Source organism: Acinetobacter johnsonii (genome assembly GCF_048551975.1).
In the GTDB taxonomy this organism is placed as follows: Bacteria; Pseudomonadota; Gammaproteobacteria; order Pseudomonadales; family Moraxellaceae; genus Acinetobacter; species Acinetobacter johnsonii_A.
The window spans coordinates 80,020-96,752 of the sequence record NZ_JBIMCF010000001.1; the positions used below are offsets into that span (position 1 = coordinate 80,020).

At 34.9% G+C, this 16,733-nt stretch carries 11 protein-coding genes and 2 pseudogenes; 10 read left to right on the forward strand and 3 right to left on the reverse strand.

The genetic code is table 11. The annotated features are described in order from the left end of the window. Window position 1 precedes the first annotated feature (1 nt). From ACG9ZB_RS00410 to tnpC, 10 genes and pseudogenes are all read left to right on the forward strand, one after another. The gene (locus tag ACG9ZB_RS00410; protein ID WP_419323411.1) at window positions 2–988 is read left to right on the forward strand and encodes a cell division protein ZipA C-terminal FtsZ-binding domain-containing protein; all 987 of its coding nucleotides are present in this window, start codon (window positions 2–4) and stop codon (window positions 986–988) included. A gap of 94 nt (window positions 989–1,082) precedes the next feature. Next, window positions 1,083–2,243: pseudogene (ligA, locus tag ACG9ZB_RS00415) on the forward strand (NAD-dependent DNA ligase LigA); the annotation flags it as partial. Between the two features lie 74 nt (window positions 2,244–2,317). Then, window positions 2,318–4,255, forward strand: a complete 1,938-nt coding sequence (locus ACG9ZB_RS00420) for a BRCT domain-containing protein (protein WP_291394441.1) — start codon at window positions 2,318–2,320, stop codon at window positions 4,253–4,255. 774 nt (window positions 4,256–5,029) lie between these two features. Beyond that, window positions 5,030–5,722 (forward strand): hypothetical protein, encoded by a 693-nt coding sequence (locus ACG9ZB_RS00425; RefSeq protein WP_348923480.1) that lies wholly within the window; start codon window positions 5,030–5,032, stop codon window positions 5,720–5,722. Window positions 5,723–5,775: 53 nt separating this feature from the next. After that, complete coding sequence (locus ACG9ZB_RS00430) at window positions 5,776–6,396, forward strand: hypothetical protein (RefSeq protein ID WP_419323414.1); 621 nt, start codon at window positions 5,776–5,778, stop codon at window positions 6,394–6,396. Window positions 6,397–6,462: 66 nt separating this feature from the next. Next, window positions 6,463–7,413, forward strand: a complete 951-nt coding sequence (locus ACG9ZB_RS00435; RefSeq protein WP_419323416.1) for a hypothetical protein — start codon at window positions 6,463–6,465, stop codon at window positions 7,411–7,413. Between the two features lie 358 nt (window positions 7,414–7,771). Beyond that, on the forward strand, window positions 7,772–8,275 hold the full coding sequence (locus ACG9ZB_RS00440; RefSeq protein ID WP_419323418.1) for a TIR domain-containing protein: 504 nt from the start codon (window positions 7,772–7,774) through the stop codon (window positions 8,273–8,275). Further along, entirely contained in the window at window positions 8,275–9,153 is an 879-nt protein-coding gene (locus ACG9ZB_RS00445) for a DUF4231 domain-containing protein (RefSeq protein ID WP_348923409.1), read from the forward strand. The genes ACG9ZB_RS00440 and ACG9ZB_RS00445 overlap by 1 nt, the downstream gene beginning before the upstream one ends. A gap of 1 nt (window position 9,154) precedes the next feature. Next, a complete protein-coding gene (locus ACG9ZB_RS00450) occupies window positions 9,155–10,225 on the forward strand; it encodes a toll/interleukin-1 receptor domain-containing protein (RefSeq protein ID WP_348923408.1) in 1,071 nt (356 codons plus the stop codon). Window positions 10,226–10,776: 551 nt separating this feature from the next. Continuing rightward, window positions 10,777–11,946, forward strand: a pseudogene (tnpC, locus tag ACG9ZB_RS00455) (IS66 family transposase); the annotation flags it as partial. 207 nt (window positions 11,947–12,153) lie between these two features. Here tnpC and ACG9ZB_RS00460 read toward each other — a convergent pair. The 3 genes from ACG9ZB_RS00460 to ACG9ZB_RS00470 form a co-directional block, all read right to left on the reverse strand. Further along, complete coding sequence (locus ACG9ZB_RS00460) at window positions 12,154–12,855, reverse strand: IS1 family transposase (RefSeq protein ID WP_419323420.1); 702 nt, start codon at window positions 12,853–12,855, stop codon at window positions 12,154–12,156. 168 nt (window positions 12,856–13,023) lie between these two features. Further along, the gene (locus tag ACG9ZB_RS00465) at window positions 13,024–14,784 is read right to left on the reverse strand and encodes an ATP-dependent helicase (protein ID WP_324518317.1); all 1,761 of its coding nucleotides are present in this window, start codon (window positions 14,782–14,784) and stop codon (window positions 13,024–13,026) included. Between the two features lie 4 nt (window positions 14,785–14,788). After that, a complete protein-coding gene (locus tag ACG9ZB_RS00470) occupies window positions 14,789–16,720 on the reverse strand; it encodes an ATP-dependent nuclease (protein ID WP_419323422.1) in 1,932 nt (643 codons plus the stop codon). Window positions 16,721–16,733: the final 13 nt, after the last annotated feature.

Consider the following 16,733-nt stretch of genomic DNA (forward strand, 5'->3'; position numbering starts at 1 on the left):
AATGGAATACACAACAATTATTGGTATCGTCATAGCAGTGATCATTATGCTGTTTGGGGTTCGAATGATTTTTCGAAAGCCGGCAGATGCAGCGCCTTCACTTGAGTCCGCATTGCATATCGATGCTGACAGTCAAAAACCGATTATCCCGCGTCATGTACGTGACCAACTGCAAACGGCATCAGTTGAAGAGGTTGAACGTAAAGAGCCGACTTTAAACGAAAGCTCTGTAGAAGAGACACTGCCTGAAAAAGCCGAACCGAAAGCTTTGGATGCAGATACTGTAGACGAGAATACTGATGCTGAACCAAGTTTAGTGTCATCAGCGGACATAGAAAATAAAGCAGTAGACTCAGCCACTCCTGAAAACACTGCAACAGAATCAACGACTGAAAGTACAAGCTCAGCGCTTGTCGATGACCAAGCAAAAGCAGATAAAGCTGAATTTAGTTTAAATGCGAACGTTGAAAAAGCCGAAATTTCAGAGTTTGACGATGAAAGTAGTATTTTAGATGCACATTTGTATGAGCAGAAAATTGTCGATGATGAAAGTGCCTTAGCCACAGCAGAGTCGTTTATTGCCCTGAATGTTTATCCTGAACGTCGTGCATTGTCTGGTGAGAAAACTTTAAAAGTTTTAATGAAGTATGGTTTACGTTTTGGCGAAATGTCGTGTTTCCATCGTTATAACGAAGATGGAACCAAGTTACTGTTCTCTGTTTTGCAAATTACTGATACAGGCATGGATGGTTTTGACTTGGAAAATCTCTCGACCGATCCAATTAAAGGCTTGGCCTTTTTCTTGGCCTTACCACACCGCGATGTCCAAAATGCCTTCGACACCATGGACAGTATTTCACGTTTAATTGCCCGTGAAATCGATGGAACGGTTTATGACCAAAACAACCAAGAGTTCACGCCCCAACTGCGTGAGCATTGGCGCCACTTGGCGATTGATTACCGTGCTGGACAATCAATCGACGCTTAATCTGATTGAAAGCAGCGGTAACGATTTCTATAATAGACAGTAGAAATACAATTTTTAGGGCGGAACAAAGACCGCCCTTTTTTATGGTGAAATTATGACTCAAACTTCGACTGTCGTTGCGCAAATGCGTCAACTGATCCAAATTTTGGCACAGCATAATCATGCTTATTATGTGATGGATCAGCCGACCATTTTAGACAGTGAATATGATCAGCTCTTTCATCAACTGAAAGCTTTAGAAGAACAATACCCTGAGTGTATTCAGCCAGACAGCCCGATCAATAAAGTGGGTGGTAAACCTTTGGCGAAGTTTACGAGCGTGACCCATGTGGTACCGATGCTGTCTTTAGGCAATGTATTTAATCAAGAAGAACTCTTCGCCTTTGCACGCCGTGCAGAAGAACGGTTGCCTAATCAAACGATTCAATATGATGTTGAACTGAAGTTCGATGGTCTTGCCATTTCACTATGGTATGAACAGGGTGTGCTGGTGCGTGGCGTAACCCGTGGTGATCGTGAAACAGGGGAAGACATTACTCAAAATGTCAAAACCATTCGGAACTTGCCGAAGGTGTTGACCACAAATCAGGGCGAAGTACCTAAGCTACTGGAAGTTCGTGGCGAAGTTTTGATGCCTAAAGCAGGTTTTGAAAAGCTCAATGCCGAAAACGAAGCTAAAGGGGAGAAGACTTTTGCCAACCCACGTAATGCCGCAGCTGGCAGTCTACGTCAGTTAGACCCGCATATTGCGGCTTCGCGTCCACTCGCATTTTATGCTTATGGTATTGCGCAGTGTGAACCAAATCATGGTCAAAGCACCATGTCGGAAAGTCTAGAGTGGTTGCAACAGTTTGGTTTTGCAGTCGGTGAGCGTCATTTTGTTTGCGATAGTATCCAAGAAGTTCAAGCGGTTTATGAGCAAATCAATGCGGAACGACCACAATTGAGTGTGGAAATTGACGGCATGGTGGTTAAGGTCAACAGTCTCAAACAACAGCAACAGCTCGGGTTTTTAAGTCGAGAACCGCGTTGGGCAACGGCTTATAAATTCCCTGCGGTGGCTGCGCTCACCACGGTTGAAAATATTGACTGGCAAGTAGGGCGTACAGGTACATTGACCCCTGTAGCGCGGCTGAATCCTGTTGCTGTGGGCGGCGTGACCGTTTCAAATGTTACCTTGCATAATATTGGGGAAATCCACCGACTAGATGTGCGAATTGGCGATACCGTCAGTGTTTATCGTAGTGGTGATGTAGGTGTCACCATGAACTCAAGTGTTTCAAGTAGAACTCAATTAGATTTTCAAATGGCAGTACAAGGGTAGTAGTAATGTTTAACTATAAATTTAACGACAACCAAATCGCCATTATTGAAAAGCTAGGTCTTAATTTAGGTATAGAAGAAGCAGAGAAGTTATTTACATCTGATGATCACAGTTGGGAAGAGTTGGAAACATTACTTAAAGTAGCCAATGCTCTTTACAGATCCGGTTATCCGATTATTGAGGATGAGAAGTATGATGAATATCTTAATTACTTCAAAACTCATGATCCCGACAATCCATACTTATTAAATGTAGAGCCTGAAGTTTTAATCGATAGCAAGACTGTCCGACTTCCAAAGAAAATGCTTTCTACTGATAAAGCATATTCTTTTGAAGAAATTAAAAAATGGACGGAAAGAATTACTAAAGCAGCGTCAGAAATTGATTTTGATCAAAATTTAATTCGTATTAGGGTTACACCGAAACTTGATGGTTATGCTGCTTATGATGACGGCATAACTCTCTATACCCGAGGTGATGGGACAAGAGGTCAAGATATTACTCGTGCATTTGAACGAGGACTCAAAGTAGCAGAAAATGCAGGAAGAGGTTTAGGCCCGGGCGAAATCGTAATCAAGAAAAGTTACTTCGATGAAGTGTTGAGTGAAAAGTTTGAAAACTCACGAAATATCCAAGCAGCAATTATTGCTGAAAAGAAAGTTGATGAAGATGTTCAAAAGGCAATTGATGAAGGTGCCTGTGTCTTCTACCCTTTTTCACTATTAGAGAACTGGACAGGAAGTATTGAAGAGTTGTTGTCAAACTTTGAGAGTATTCTTGAAGATATATGGAACTCAGTTGATTTTGATGTTGATGGTTTAATCTTAGAATCAACAAATGAGCCGATTAAAGAGCATATGGGTTCTACGAGAAAATTTCATAGATGGCAAATTGCTTTTAAAGTGAATGATGCAACGGCTGAAGTCGAAGTATTGGAAGTTGTTCCACAGACTTCAAGGACTGGTCGAGTTTCACCGGTAGCTGTATTGGTTCCGACAAAACTTAGTGGGGCTACTTTAAGTAGAGCAACCGTTCACCACTATAGTATGGTGAAGACCAAAGGGGTTGGTCCTGGAGCAATCATTAAGCTAGTCAGAAGTGGCTTAGTTATTCCAAAAATTGAAGAAGTTATCAAACCAGCAGAGCCAGAATTACCTAAAAATTGTCCTAGTTGTGGAGCTCACCTTATTTGGGAGGGCGATCATTTAATGTGCCCGAATAAGTCAGACTGCCCTGCCCAAACAGAGAATACACTGATTCATTTTTTTAAAACATTGGGTAATGTCGATGGCTTTGGGCCAAAGGTGATTGAAAAAATAGCTAATCAAGGTATTAAGCATATCCACGAAATCTATCAGATTCCTAAGGATCAATTTGTAGAGTTTGGATTTGGGGATAAAACGTCACAGAATCTTATAGATCAACTTCAAGTAAGTAGAGAGATTGAAATAGAGGATTGGAGGTTTCTTGCTGCATTTGGTGTTACCCGATTAGCTGGTGGAAACTGTGAGAAACTACTTCAGCATTATGACGTAGTTCAGGTTTTCGAAATATCAGTCGAGGATATGGTTAAAATAGATGGATTTGCACAACTAAGCGCTGAAGCTATTGTCGAAGGTCTAGCAAACGTTAGAGAAGAGTTTTTTAAAGTATATAGTCTCGGTTTCAACTTAAGTGTTACCCCCAAGGAATCTGATAGAGAAAGTTCAGATTCGCCTATAGCTGGAGCGGTCGTTGTATTTACTGGCTCGATGCAACAAGGTTCCCGTGACGATATGGAAAAGAATGCAAAAGCACTTGGAGCAAAAGTGGCTAAATCAGTTACTGGTAAAACTACCTTTCTGGTAACTGGCGACAAGGTTGGTGAAACTAAGATTAAAGCAGCTCGTGATAAAGGCGTTAAGGTATTAACTGAACAGGAATACCTTAACTTAATTGGTTAACTTTAAATATTTAGTTGTACTAGCTCATGCCTAAGCTGACAGCTACCCAGCTTTTCTGGTGCCAGCGTCAGATTAGGTTTGATCTAATACAGTTACTAGACACTTGGTTTAGCCAAACATCTAGTCATGATGTCGATATAAAAATATTTGTATCTAAATAATTTTCTTAGCCAATAATTCTTATATCAATTAGACACTTTAGAATGCTTTTTTGAAAACCAAAGTGTTACTTAACTTTGAATGATTTTAGGCAGTATTGTGGACTGCCGATTTCTACAAATTCTTTTAATAATCGTGTTTAAATACTTATCGGACATGATTTACTTAGTCAACAATTACACTTTCCACCATCAATGCCATTCTTAGTTAACTATTACATTCAGAGTTTTAGGCAAATAAACGAGAGGAATAGAACAGGATAAATTTGGATAATTTTTTATACTAAGTCATTCGAGTACGTTACTAACCATTAATAGTATTTTAGAAAAACTTAATATAAATATACTAGAGACCTTATTAATAAGGTAAGTAATATACCTATTCAAAAGTGACCTATAGTTGTTGACGGCTTTGTTGCACAAAGATTTCATAACTATATGATTTTAAAAGTTTTGATTATTTTTTGATCCAAAATTAAATTTATTTAAATCAGATGCTTACATATTTATGCAACAAAGCCGTTGTTGACCACTACAACAGTCAACAGTCTATTCTTGATCTAGTTCTCAAAAAACTATAATGTGTAGCCACTGGGGTTTTTTAATTAGGAATAAGATGTCTTTATTACAAGAAATTCAAAATGATGTGACAAATTCAAATGTTAGTATTTCTAATTTATTACGTAAATGTAAAATTTTAGCCTATAAGTTAGGAAATGAAGATTTTAAAGCTTGGGTTGAATATGAACTAAATGGTTATCCTAAAGATCAGCAATTTTTGCCCAATTATAGAATACTAAAAAATGTTTACTCAAAAGGTCACTTTTCAGGTTCTTTTGGAAGAGCGTTAAGAGATGCAGACGTACCTACTTTTAATTTACCAAAAGAGTTACAAGAAATTTTAACAACAGCTAATTTTTTCAGTCCAGTTGCTACATTAGAAAATTTAACTACTACTACTGCCAGTACATTATCACAAGAATGGGGAGCAACAATTTTAGCTCAATTTGGGAATAACATGTATGAAGGTTATGTTTGTATGCAAGCATGGAAAGTAATCCCAACATCATTTGTTATAGGTATAGTAGATACAATAAAAACTAAAATATTAAATTTTGTATTGGAAATAGAAATGATTGATAAAGATGCTGGTGATGTTGCTATAAATTCAAACCCTATTCCTCAAGAGAAAATAAATCAAATTTTCAATATCAACATCACTGGTAATGTTCAAAATTTAGCATCAGGTAATAATAAAAGTACAATTGATCAAAAAGTTTTTAGTGATGATATTTCTCAAATATTGTGATGTTAACTGAATTAGTAGGAGAATGAAGTTATACAACTTCATAGCTAGGTAATATGAAAGCAATTATCGCATTACAAAAATTAGTTTTAGATCCTTCATCTCAAATCAGCGATATATTAAGACATGCATATCTAATTTCTTGTAAATTGAATTTGGATGATTTAAAAAGATGGTGTGAATTAGAGTTAAATGGCTATCAGTCTATCGATGATTCTAATATTCCTGAATATAGATATATCTTTGGTTCTTTATGTTTAAAAAATTCATTATCTGGACAAACTGCTATTTTTAATGCTGAGGCAATATTTTCTGGTCAAATTATAAAGGATGGAATTTCTTTTTTTGAAGGTGCACTTAAAACTAAATCCGATAGCGTCACTCTTGAGGTAAAAAGTGATATAGATAAAATTCTTAGAGAAAACAACCCACAGTATCAAGAGAGTCATTTTATATTTCAAATTCGAACGAGTAAAATTCCTTTTCAGAAAGCATTAGATACCATTAAATTTAAAATTCTTGAATTATCTTATAACCTTGAAAAAGAAGGAATTTTGGGAGATGATTGGGAGTTTACAGAAACTGAGAAGGAACATGTCTTAAATGTTACTTATAATATTGGGACTGTAGAAAATATGGCAAATCATAATTTAGATTCATTCATTGATAGAAATTAAATATTGAATTCTGAGTTATTCAATGAAGTTATGCTACTTCAGAATAACCTAACACTTGAGTAAAAAATGACTGATTCTTCTTCCGTTATTAAGCTTCAACAATTAGCTTTAGATCCAAATATTCCTATTGGAGAACTTCTAAGCAACGCATACGTAATTGCTTTAAAGCTAGACATTAATGATTTTTCAGCTTGGTGCCAAAAAGAACTTCATGGGTACCAAGAAGGTGATCAGATTCCTGCTTATAGGATTTTTCGAGGTAATATGTATGCCTCTGATTCTTCAGGGTATAAACCTGTTGTTTTGTCAGGTGAAAATGCAGAATATTATGAAATGAAAATTATTCGTGATGCAATTACCAATCTGCAAAGCCTTAAGTCAACTAATGAAAATCAAATTCTTTTAAAATTAGACCCTGAATTTGAAAAATTTTTTATAGAAAAATTTGCCCAAGATGATAGACAACGATTTAGTCGTTTAGGTCTTACAAGCAATCCATATTATGATTTAGTTGCACCAACTTACATGCCTGTTCTAGCTATTAGTAAAGCTCAAATTGAACATGTTTTTGTAATAATACGAAATACTATCTTAAATTGGTCTTTATCTTTAGAAAAGCAAGGTATTTTAGGTGACGGTTTAATCTTTACTAAACAGGAAAAGCAAATGACACAGCATGTTAATTATAATATTGGTAATGTCGGAAATATGGCTAACCATAATGACAACTCAACAATCAATCAAACATCAACTAATACTGTACAAGTAATAAAAGGCGATTTTGATTCTTTAGCAAGCAAGCTAAAAGATTATGGTGTTGAAGAAACGGATATTCAAGATTTAAGAAATGTTATTGATGTTACACCAACACCAACATCTTCTGATGAACTAGGGGAAGGAGTTACTAATTGGCTTGGTAAGATGTCTTTGAAAGCATTAAAAGGTTCTTTGAAAGTTGGAAAAGATGTTGCGATGGGAGTGCTAGTTGATGCTATCACTACTTATTATTGTGGTTAATTAAAAGTCCAAGTTACACTTGACGGCAAGATACTTTACTATCAAAACGGCTTTGTTGCATAAAGCTTTTAAAGATAGAGTTCTCTTAAGCAACTCAAATTTAAGTGACAACTTGAGTGTGACGTCGGCCTAATCTGGAGAGAATGGGCTTGGATACAGGAAGTATCATTTTGAAATTAAAGGATAATTATAGAGCATTACGTATAACATGCATTATGATCATTTTAGAAAATCTTAATTTATGAAAGAGAACTATCATTTTATGTGAATTTATTTAGATTCTTCCATAAGATATATCAAATTGAAGATTTTTGATCCGTCTGATATAAATAACGTTCTATAATATTAGGACTTTTAAATGGGCTTACCAAGAGCATTTGTAGGTTTTAGCAGTAGTGATATCCGTTCTTATCATTTAATGAAAGCATGGAAAGCTAATACTCGATTCGATTTCAACTTCTCAGATTGCCAATTACATACTGCAATTAATTCCACTAATGAAGCTTATATAAAAAGATTATGCCGTGAAAGAATAAGTATGGCAGGAACTTTTATATCTTTAATTGGAAAAGATACTAGATTTAAGAAAACATATGTAGAGTGGGAGATCGAAGTAGCTCTAGAAAAAAATTGTAGAATTATTGCTGTCAATCTCGATCGAAATCATCATGATGGAAGACGTATTAACAATTTATTAACTCCCGAGCCTTTAAAAAATGTAGGTGCTATCTTTATTCCATTCTCACCAGATATCATTGCCTTTGCCTTAGAAGATCATACGAGAAAACCCAATGATAATTATCATTATTTATCTCATGTTTATGAAAGATTAGGCTATACAAAAATTTTAGGTCTTGAATGATGAGTAGAGTTTTTAAATTTCCTACATTGTTTTATCAGGCTGATAATTTATCGAACTCTTCTCAGAAAAATTATCTTTTAAATATTTTATTAACTTTTATTCTGAGCTTAGTAAGTGCTGTATTAGGATTTTTGGGATTAACTAGCTCTAATTTTGCCTTTGTTAGTGCGGCTTTAATATTTTTTTCAATACTTGCTACAATTTACTTAGTTCTATCTAAAAAAGACCAAACTTGGTATAGATCTAGGGCACTCGCAGAATCAGTGAAATCTATATCTTTTAAATATGCTACTGGTGCTGAACCATTTTCTTTACAACTAGAAGGTAAAGTTGTGGATGACAATATTATAGATAAATTAAATGCTTTATTAAAAGAACATCAACAATTATCAGAAGACTTTTGTCATATAGGGTCAGATATAAATTATATAACAAGTGAAATGAAAAATATTCGGAATCAAAACTTTGAGGAAAGAAAAGATTTTTATCTTAAAAATAGAATTCAAGATCAACTAGATTTTTATAATACAAATGCAGAAAATAATCGAAGGAAATCAAAATTTTGGTTTTCTATAATGATTCTATTTCAAATTTTAGCAATGATATTTGCCATCCTAAGGGCCAAATATCCAGAAATAAATATTTGGCCTGCAGATGTATTTTTATTAGCTAGTTCATTTGTATTTACATGGTTAGTTACTAAAAAACATAGAGAATTATCCGCTAGCTATAGACTCACTGCATTTGAGATTTCTAAAATTAAAGAGAAGTTTTTAAATATTTTAGATGATAAAGAATTTGAGATATTTGTAGCAGATAGTGAAAATGCATTTTCTCGAGAGCATACGCAATGGTTAGCTAGACAGGATAGTTTATAATATGGCGAACCAAATAGATAAAAACTTAAATAAGGTTTTTATTAGCTATGCTAGTGAAGACTATAATAGTGCAAAAAAGATTTACGACTTTCTAAGCTGCACAAATTATGAACCATGGCTGGATAAAGAAAAAATATTGCCAGGACAGGATTGGGATTTAGAAATAAATGATAATCTTTCGGCTGCGGACTTTATTATTATTTTAATATCAAATACTTCATTAAGAAAACGAGGTTATATTCAAAAAGAGTATAAAGTTGCAAGAAGCTTAATGGAATATAAATTAAATAATGATATCTATATTGTTCCCGTTACATTAGAAGACAAACTCACGGATTTAAATTTTAAACATATACAGCATATTTTTATTGATGATGTGTATTTTGAAAAAAAAATTCTTGATAGCTTAAATTTACAACGTAGAAAATATTTCCAAGAAAATCATCAAATTAATTCAATAAATGATACTTACATCAATCAAGAAAATAGATATAAATTTAACATACATGATTTTAAAATTGATTTCTTGTGTGAGTTTCCTGAATTTATTGATAATCATTTCTTTGATGCAAATGAAATAAATAATGTAATTCAAGGAAAAATTGTAGAAGAGATATTCGAGTACAGAAATTTCGTATTAGAAGATCCTGAGTACTTTGAATCAGAGGTAATGAAAAGTTTTAGTTTTGATTTGCATATTATTGGAAATATAAGTTTTATATCAAATAACATTATAAGTATATGTATTTCAATAAATTCTTACTTTGGTGGAGTACACCCTAATACATATATAAAATCCATTAATTTCCAAACATCCCCCTTAAGAACTTTGAAATTTAATAATTTATTTAAAGATCACCGAAGTTGGGAAGAAACGTTAATTCTATTAAAAAAATATAATACTTTTGAAAATTTAACAAATTATTTTGAGTATATAAATGAAGAAAATATTATTTTTCTCATTACAGAAGATTTTCTATTAATAGAATTAGCAAACTTCGTACCTAGAGTAATTCTAGCAGAAGCAAGAATTGAAATTCCCTTCAAGGAAATAGATTTACAAATTAAATAATAAATATAAATCTTTTCTATATTTTTATTTAGCATAAAATCTGATCTGCGAAATCCACGTGTTAGAACTCTTTGAATGGTCCAAGTTAGATAATACACTCTGTTCATTTGTTTATGAAATTTGGTGTCCAATAAAAAATACGCAACACAGCATGGAGTAAAGTCGTAAGCGTCCGCTGAGCCCCACTTTTTCTAACTCATTAATACCGCGATAGTGTCCACTAAAATTTAAGTGGACACCTATTTATGGATTTAAAGACAGTTATAGACAGCACACCAACGCTAAAAAAGCCCCGTCGAACCTTCACGGCTGAATTTAAACATCAACTTATTCAGTAATGCCAGCAGCCAGATACATCAGTGGCCAAGGTCGCAATGCAACATCAGATCAATGCCAATCTATTGCATAAATGGATTCGTCAATCCAGATCAATACCCCCTGCATTAACAACCCCATCTAGTCCACAGACTGACTTTCTTCCGGTCATGCTTCACTCGACTCCAGTCAAACAAGAAGCACCTCCGCCACCTGTGCCGGAGAAGAATGCTGTCGCTCAACTCCGGCGTATCGGCGAAGATGTCAGTGAAAAACTGCATTTCAGACCGGCACAGTTCTATAAGGAACAGCATGTGCGTGGCAAATGGGTCTGTGATCAGTGTGACACACTGACTCAGCAAGCGATGCCCGCCTATGTAATTGATAAAGGCATGGCTTCACCTGAACTGCTCAGCCATGTGCTGGTATCGAAGTATGCCGATCATTTACCGCTGTACCGTCAACGTCAAATCTTTATACGCGCAGGTGTTGATCTGTCCAGATCAACGTTATCTGACTGGATAGGTCGCTGCGGTGTGGAACTGGAACCTCTGGCCAATGCCTTAAAACAGGTGGTGTTGCAACAGCGGGTAATCCATGCCGATGAAACGCCGGTCACCATCATGCGGATGGGTGAGAATGATAAAAAACCGAAGAAAGGTTATGTCTGGGCCTATGCCACCACACAGTACAATCCAGTTCAGGCTGTGATCTATGACTTTCAGGATAGTCGTTCAGGTCAGCATGCTGAAGAGTTCCTGAAAGGCTGGCAGGGCTATCTGGTCTGTGATGATTACAGTGGTTATAAAGCACGTTTTAAATCAGGCCAGGTCATTGAGGTGGGCTGCATGGCCCATGCACGTCGTAAATTCCATGAACTGCATGTAACTGGGAAAAGTCAGGTTGCTGAACAGGCCTTAGTGCTGATTCAGAAACTGTATGCGATAGAAGCCGAACTCAGGAAAAAGACCGATAGTACAGCAGAACAGCGCTGCGAATACCGACAACAGCATAGTCAACCGGTGATGCAACAACTATATGAATGGCTCAACCAACATCATCTGACGGTGCCATCGAGTTCTCCCACCGCCAAGGCCATCAATTACACTCTGAAGCGTTGGCCAGCTTTAAGCCGCTATCTGGATGATGGCAATCTACCAATTTGCAACAATTGGGTCGAGAATCAGATGCGTCCCTGGGCGTTGGGACGTAAGAACTGGCTGTTTGCTGGCTCACTGCGCAGTGGTCAGCGAGCGGCGAATATCATGACGTTAATCCAGTCAGCAAAGCTGAATGGCCTGGATCCGTATGCCTATTTAAGTGATGTGCTGAAAAGGTTACCGACACATAAAGTGACCCAAATAGAAGAATTACTGCCACACCAGTGGCAACCCGACCAAAATTAAAAAATAGGCATGGGGTTCAGCGGACGCTTACGTAAAGTCCAACTTCTGTATAAGAAGAATACAATGTATATATCATCAATAGTAGTCCACTAATTCCATTTAAGAGTAGTCCACTAGTTCCGCTTAAAAGTAGCCAATTAGATACACTCAAAAAATTGTATCCTAAGATTTAACATTTTGGGTGGTGTTTCAAAAAGTATGCTGGCGTTAAACAAATCCGTTATTAAGGTAAAAGAAAGTCAAATCAAAGGCTTTAAAATGATTTTCGAGCTTTTTAGAAAAGTTGCAACTTCTCCTAAATCCACGCCTAATTCGATGACGAATTCTACAATTGTTACCTTCAATACCGACGGTAAAAAACTTACCGATCACTTGCTTGCAACATTGAAATGCTGTGATAAAACTATCCCAGTGATCACTCGCAATTCGAGCATATTGAACCCCAAGCTTTTTAAGTCTAGCTTTAAGACGTTGAACCGTTGCTAAATCCCGCTTACCCCAAACATAAGCAATAATTTCTTCAGATTCTCGATGGTAGGCATAAATAAGCCATTGTTTATTTTGCTTATTCCCTACAAAAGTCCAAAGTTCATCGACTTCAAGACATTCGTAGTGGCTTTGTTTAGGCTGAATCTGATAGATCGATTCACTTAAGGTTCGTAATACCTTGCCAATGCTGATACGCTCGACTTCAGCAATATCTCTTACACCGCTTCCTCTGACCATTAAATGTAATATCTTGCCGGTAATACCTGAGTTACACCCTTGATAGCTTAATGCATGATCACCAATAAACTGACGTTTGCAATCTTTGCACTGATGGTTTTGTTTCCCATCTACTTTGATGCCATTTCTCTTTATATTGTTACTTAGACAGGTAGGACATTTGATTTGTAGCGTTATTTTCATACCTCTATTTTATCAAAAGCCATATTGTTTTTTTCAGCATACTTTTTGAAACACCGCCACATTTTGAACTAAGCTAGTACATATTCCTATACAAACGGACACTAAGTATCACGAGTATGAACAATGATTCCTATTTAACTTGCTAAAAACATATCTTAGATTTCAGAACTAACAACTCAATACTTCAAATCCCAAACTTTCTAATTCTATTTTTTCCTTAGGTTTTAAATTTTTAACGCACCACACTAAAATGTACTTTGGTCTTGATGATGCAACATAAGCAAATCTTGCTGCTTCAGATGTTTTATCTTTTATCCAATGAGACCAATGTGTGCCTGTTCCACTCCGTGTAGGATTTGAAATCAGCATGGTAGCTTCATGTGTTTCACCTTTAACACCATGGATAGTTGATTTTCTGAGTTTGATATCCAATGCATGATTTTTGCGATGATAGTTAGAGATGCAATTACTTGCTTTACGACTTGGAGATTGAATTTTAAGGTTAGATTTTTTTAATGCTTCATAAATTTCAGTAAGAACAAATTCTTGCTCATGTAAATTGATGATTACAGCATTAAGTTTTTTGCACCAATCTGTCCATGAACTAGTTTCTAATTTTAGACCATTACTTAATAAGTACTGAATAGAATTATAGAGAAATAATCGCCATTCTAATTCAGATTCAATAATTTGAGGACAATTGTAGTCGTTTGATTTAGTTTCTAACTTAACCTTATTTTTAATATACTCTGAAAAATCAATAAGTGACTGATTGATTGAAATATAACTTGTTTTATCAAAATTTAAAATTGAGCTTAGTAAAAACTCAGCTGGCTTCTCTGGTCTGCTATCTACAACAGATAGTTGGTTTAAAGTCTGATGACCTCTAGCTACTAAAACTCGATTGCTATACTGTTTGGTTAGTTCATTAAATTGAGAAATCACTTCACTAGGTGAATCTTGATACTGAAGTACAAAGCATGATTGTTTGGTTGATGTGAAATCTGCTTCGATTGAACCTGATTTCATAATATTAGTAGCAATATTGACAATTTTCTGACAGCTTCTAAAGTTTTTAGTTAATTGAATTTCTCGAAAGCCATTGTCAGTTATAAAGTTAATAATGTCATTAGGATCAACATCTCTAAATTCATATATAGCTTGATTTAGATCTCCAACAAAATGTAATTTTGTTCCGTTCAACATCATTGCTTTTAAGATAATTAATTGCTCAAAAGATAAATCTTGGCATTCATCTACAATGATGAGTTGAAATCTTGTTGCTAATTTTTTTGCATAATCCTGTGTAATGGTACGAGTAGTGAGAGCTGATTCTGCAAGGTATTCGATGTCTTTATGAGTCAAAAAACCTGCATCCCTGCATTTTTTTTTCGCACGATAAATGTCATCTTTGCGCCATTGTTCCAAAACCATAGCATTAAGGGCACGGTTTGCATCTTGATTTGGTAAATGAAATTTAAAGCGTCCTGTTCTGTTATCAATTTCTACCTGATGCCCCGAAATTTTTTGATAACCGTGGGGATACTCTGTTAAATAAAATAACTGTGAATTGTAATTCACTACTTTAAATGAATAATCCCCATTATCTCCTTCATATTTAGAAATATCTTTAGCAAGTGGATTAACAATATTCTTGAGGATAAAGCTATCAAATGTACCTATAAAATGGGGATAGGTTGATTGTCCTTTTATTTTCTCTTTAATTCTATGTTCAATTTCTTTAGCAGCGCTTTTAGTAAAAGATAGAACAGCTATCCCACTAGGAAAATTTGCCCAACTCTCAATTTCATTTGCTACTCGTTGAGCAATGGTTTCAGTTTTTCCACTACCAGGACATGCATTTAAAAAAACATTCTCTGTAATTTTTGTACGTTTAATATAATCGAATTGTTCATCTGTATATTTCATCTAACTATGCCTCAATAGAAAATTTGTCTAATGAACAAGCCCAAAGAATCGCATCTTCGAGATATTGAGGTACTTTTAGCTCAACCATTCCTAAAGAAATTTTATCTGCTAAAATCTGCGCAAAATAACCTTTTCCTACATTATCTTCATCCACCCTTTTTAGTATTTCAGAAGCATAATCTGCTTTTTGTTCAGGTGTAATTGTTGAAAAATCATCTTCGTATATTTTTTTGAAACCTTTTTTAATATCACCATTAGTAGGCCAGAGTTGATAAAGAATTTTTGCCATTTCTATTGCATTAGTGCCCTCCATTGCTAAATCATATTCTAGCGTTTTAAATCCAGCAACAAACAGTCGAGCATGTTCAGAACTATTAATACTTTTCACTAATTTGAGAGCATGATTTTTCCCCTCTAATTTATTTTTTTCATGAGGTGGCTTATGATAATATTTTACTTGTTTTTTTACATCTTCACCTGTCTTTGAATCATTGACTGTTTCTTCTTTATAATAATGTTGCTCAGGATCTAAATCTGTAATTCCCGCACAACGGATAGGAATATTCAAGCCTACTTGATCTTCTTGAACATCCGGCACACCTGTAATATTGCAATAAAGGCGCATAAAATGATTAAAATATATGCCATTAAGATTAATTACTGAAACCCCATAGTCTTCTATATTATTAATCTCTTTACCTTTTAGTACTGTCCTAGCTAGCTCTGGAATGATCATTTGTTCAGCTATACCTTCAACTAGGATCACTCCACTCGCAAAAAGTAAGTTGGATTTTGTGATATCCAACCAGCGATTAAGGAAACTCAAGTTATTATCAGCTAAACCACATTCAGCTAAAGGTGTTGCAATAGGTTTATCATGCTTAGTTAAATGTATAATCTTATCTAAATGCACACTTGAGGCTAAAACTGTAGAGTGAGTCGTAACAATAACTTGTACTTTATGTTCATTTGCTACTTTTTCAAGATGATCTAATAAACGAACCTGTAATTGGGGATGTAAATGCGCTTCAGGCTCTTCAATAAGTAAAAGCCTATATAATGATTCTTCTTTAGTTAAAGTTAACTCTGCAAGAATAGAAGCGATATACAATAAATTGTTATAGCCAAGACTATTCTGGCATAAGTCTCTGAACTGATCTGCTTCAGCAGTTGTTATTTTGGGAAAGAAGATTAATCTTAAATTTTCAACAATTTTAGAAAATTCATTTTCTACAAATTGTATATGTGTTGATTGACTAAAATTCTGTCCGATAGCTTCTAGTAAGTGATCTGCAATCAATTTATTTGCTTTTTTAATACTAGAGTCTGGATCATCGATAAGAGATTGATTAAATTCTTTAAACTTCTTTTCTAATGGATGTTGCTCTTCAGTTTTTTTACATTTCTTAATCTGATCTGCTTCAATAAACTTTAATAGTTTTGATAAACGAGATTGTCGTCCATTTACTAGTTTTGATTCCGCATCACGTAAGGGGGGTAAATAAATGCAATGAATTTTGTCAAATAGTTCAACATCAAATTGTGAAGATTTAGAGTTTCCGCCCCAAAAACTTTTTTTAAAGCGCCCACGTAACTCCTTATTTAAAACTTCTAAATTTAAAATCACGTTATTTTTAGCATCACTCCACTGTAGAAATGCTATAGGTTCAGCATTAACTAAATCATCAAATTCGACTTTTATTTTGAATGAGTTGGAAGCTATCGACTTTTCTTTAAAAGGTTTATTAAAGTCATCTGAAGAAATGCTATATGATCCTGACTCAGTATCGATAAATAGCTGACGAAAGGAGTTAATAATACTTGTTTTACCAGCCCCATTTTCTCCAACAATTACATTTAATCCTTTTCCAAAGTTGATTTCAAAATGCTCTGAAAAACAACGATACCCCTCAATTGATAATTTTTTAATATGCACAGCTAATACCTAT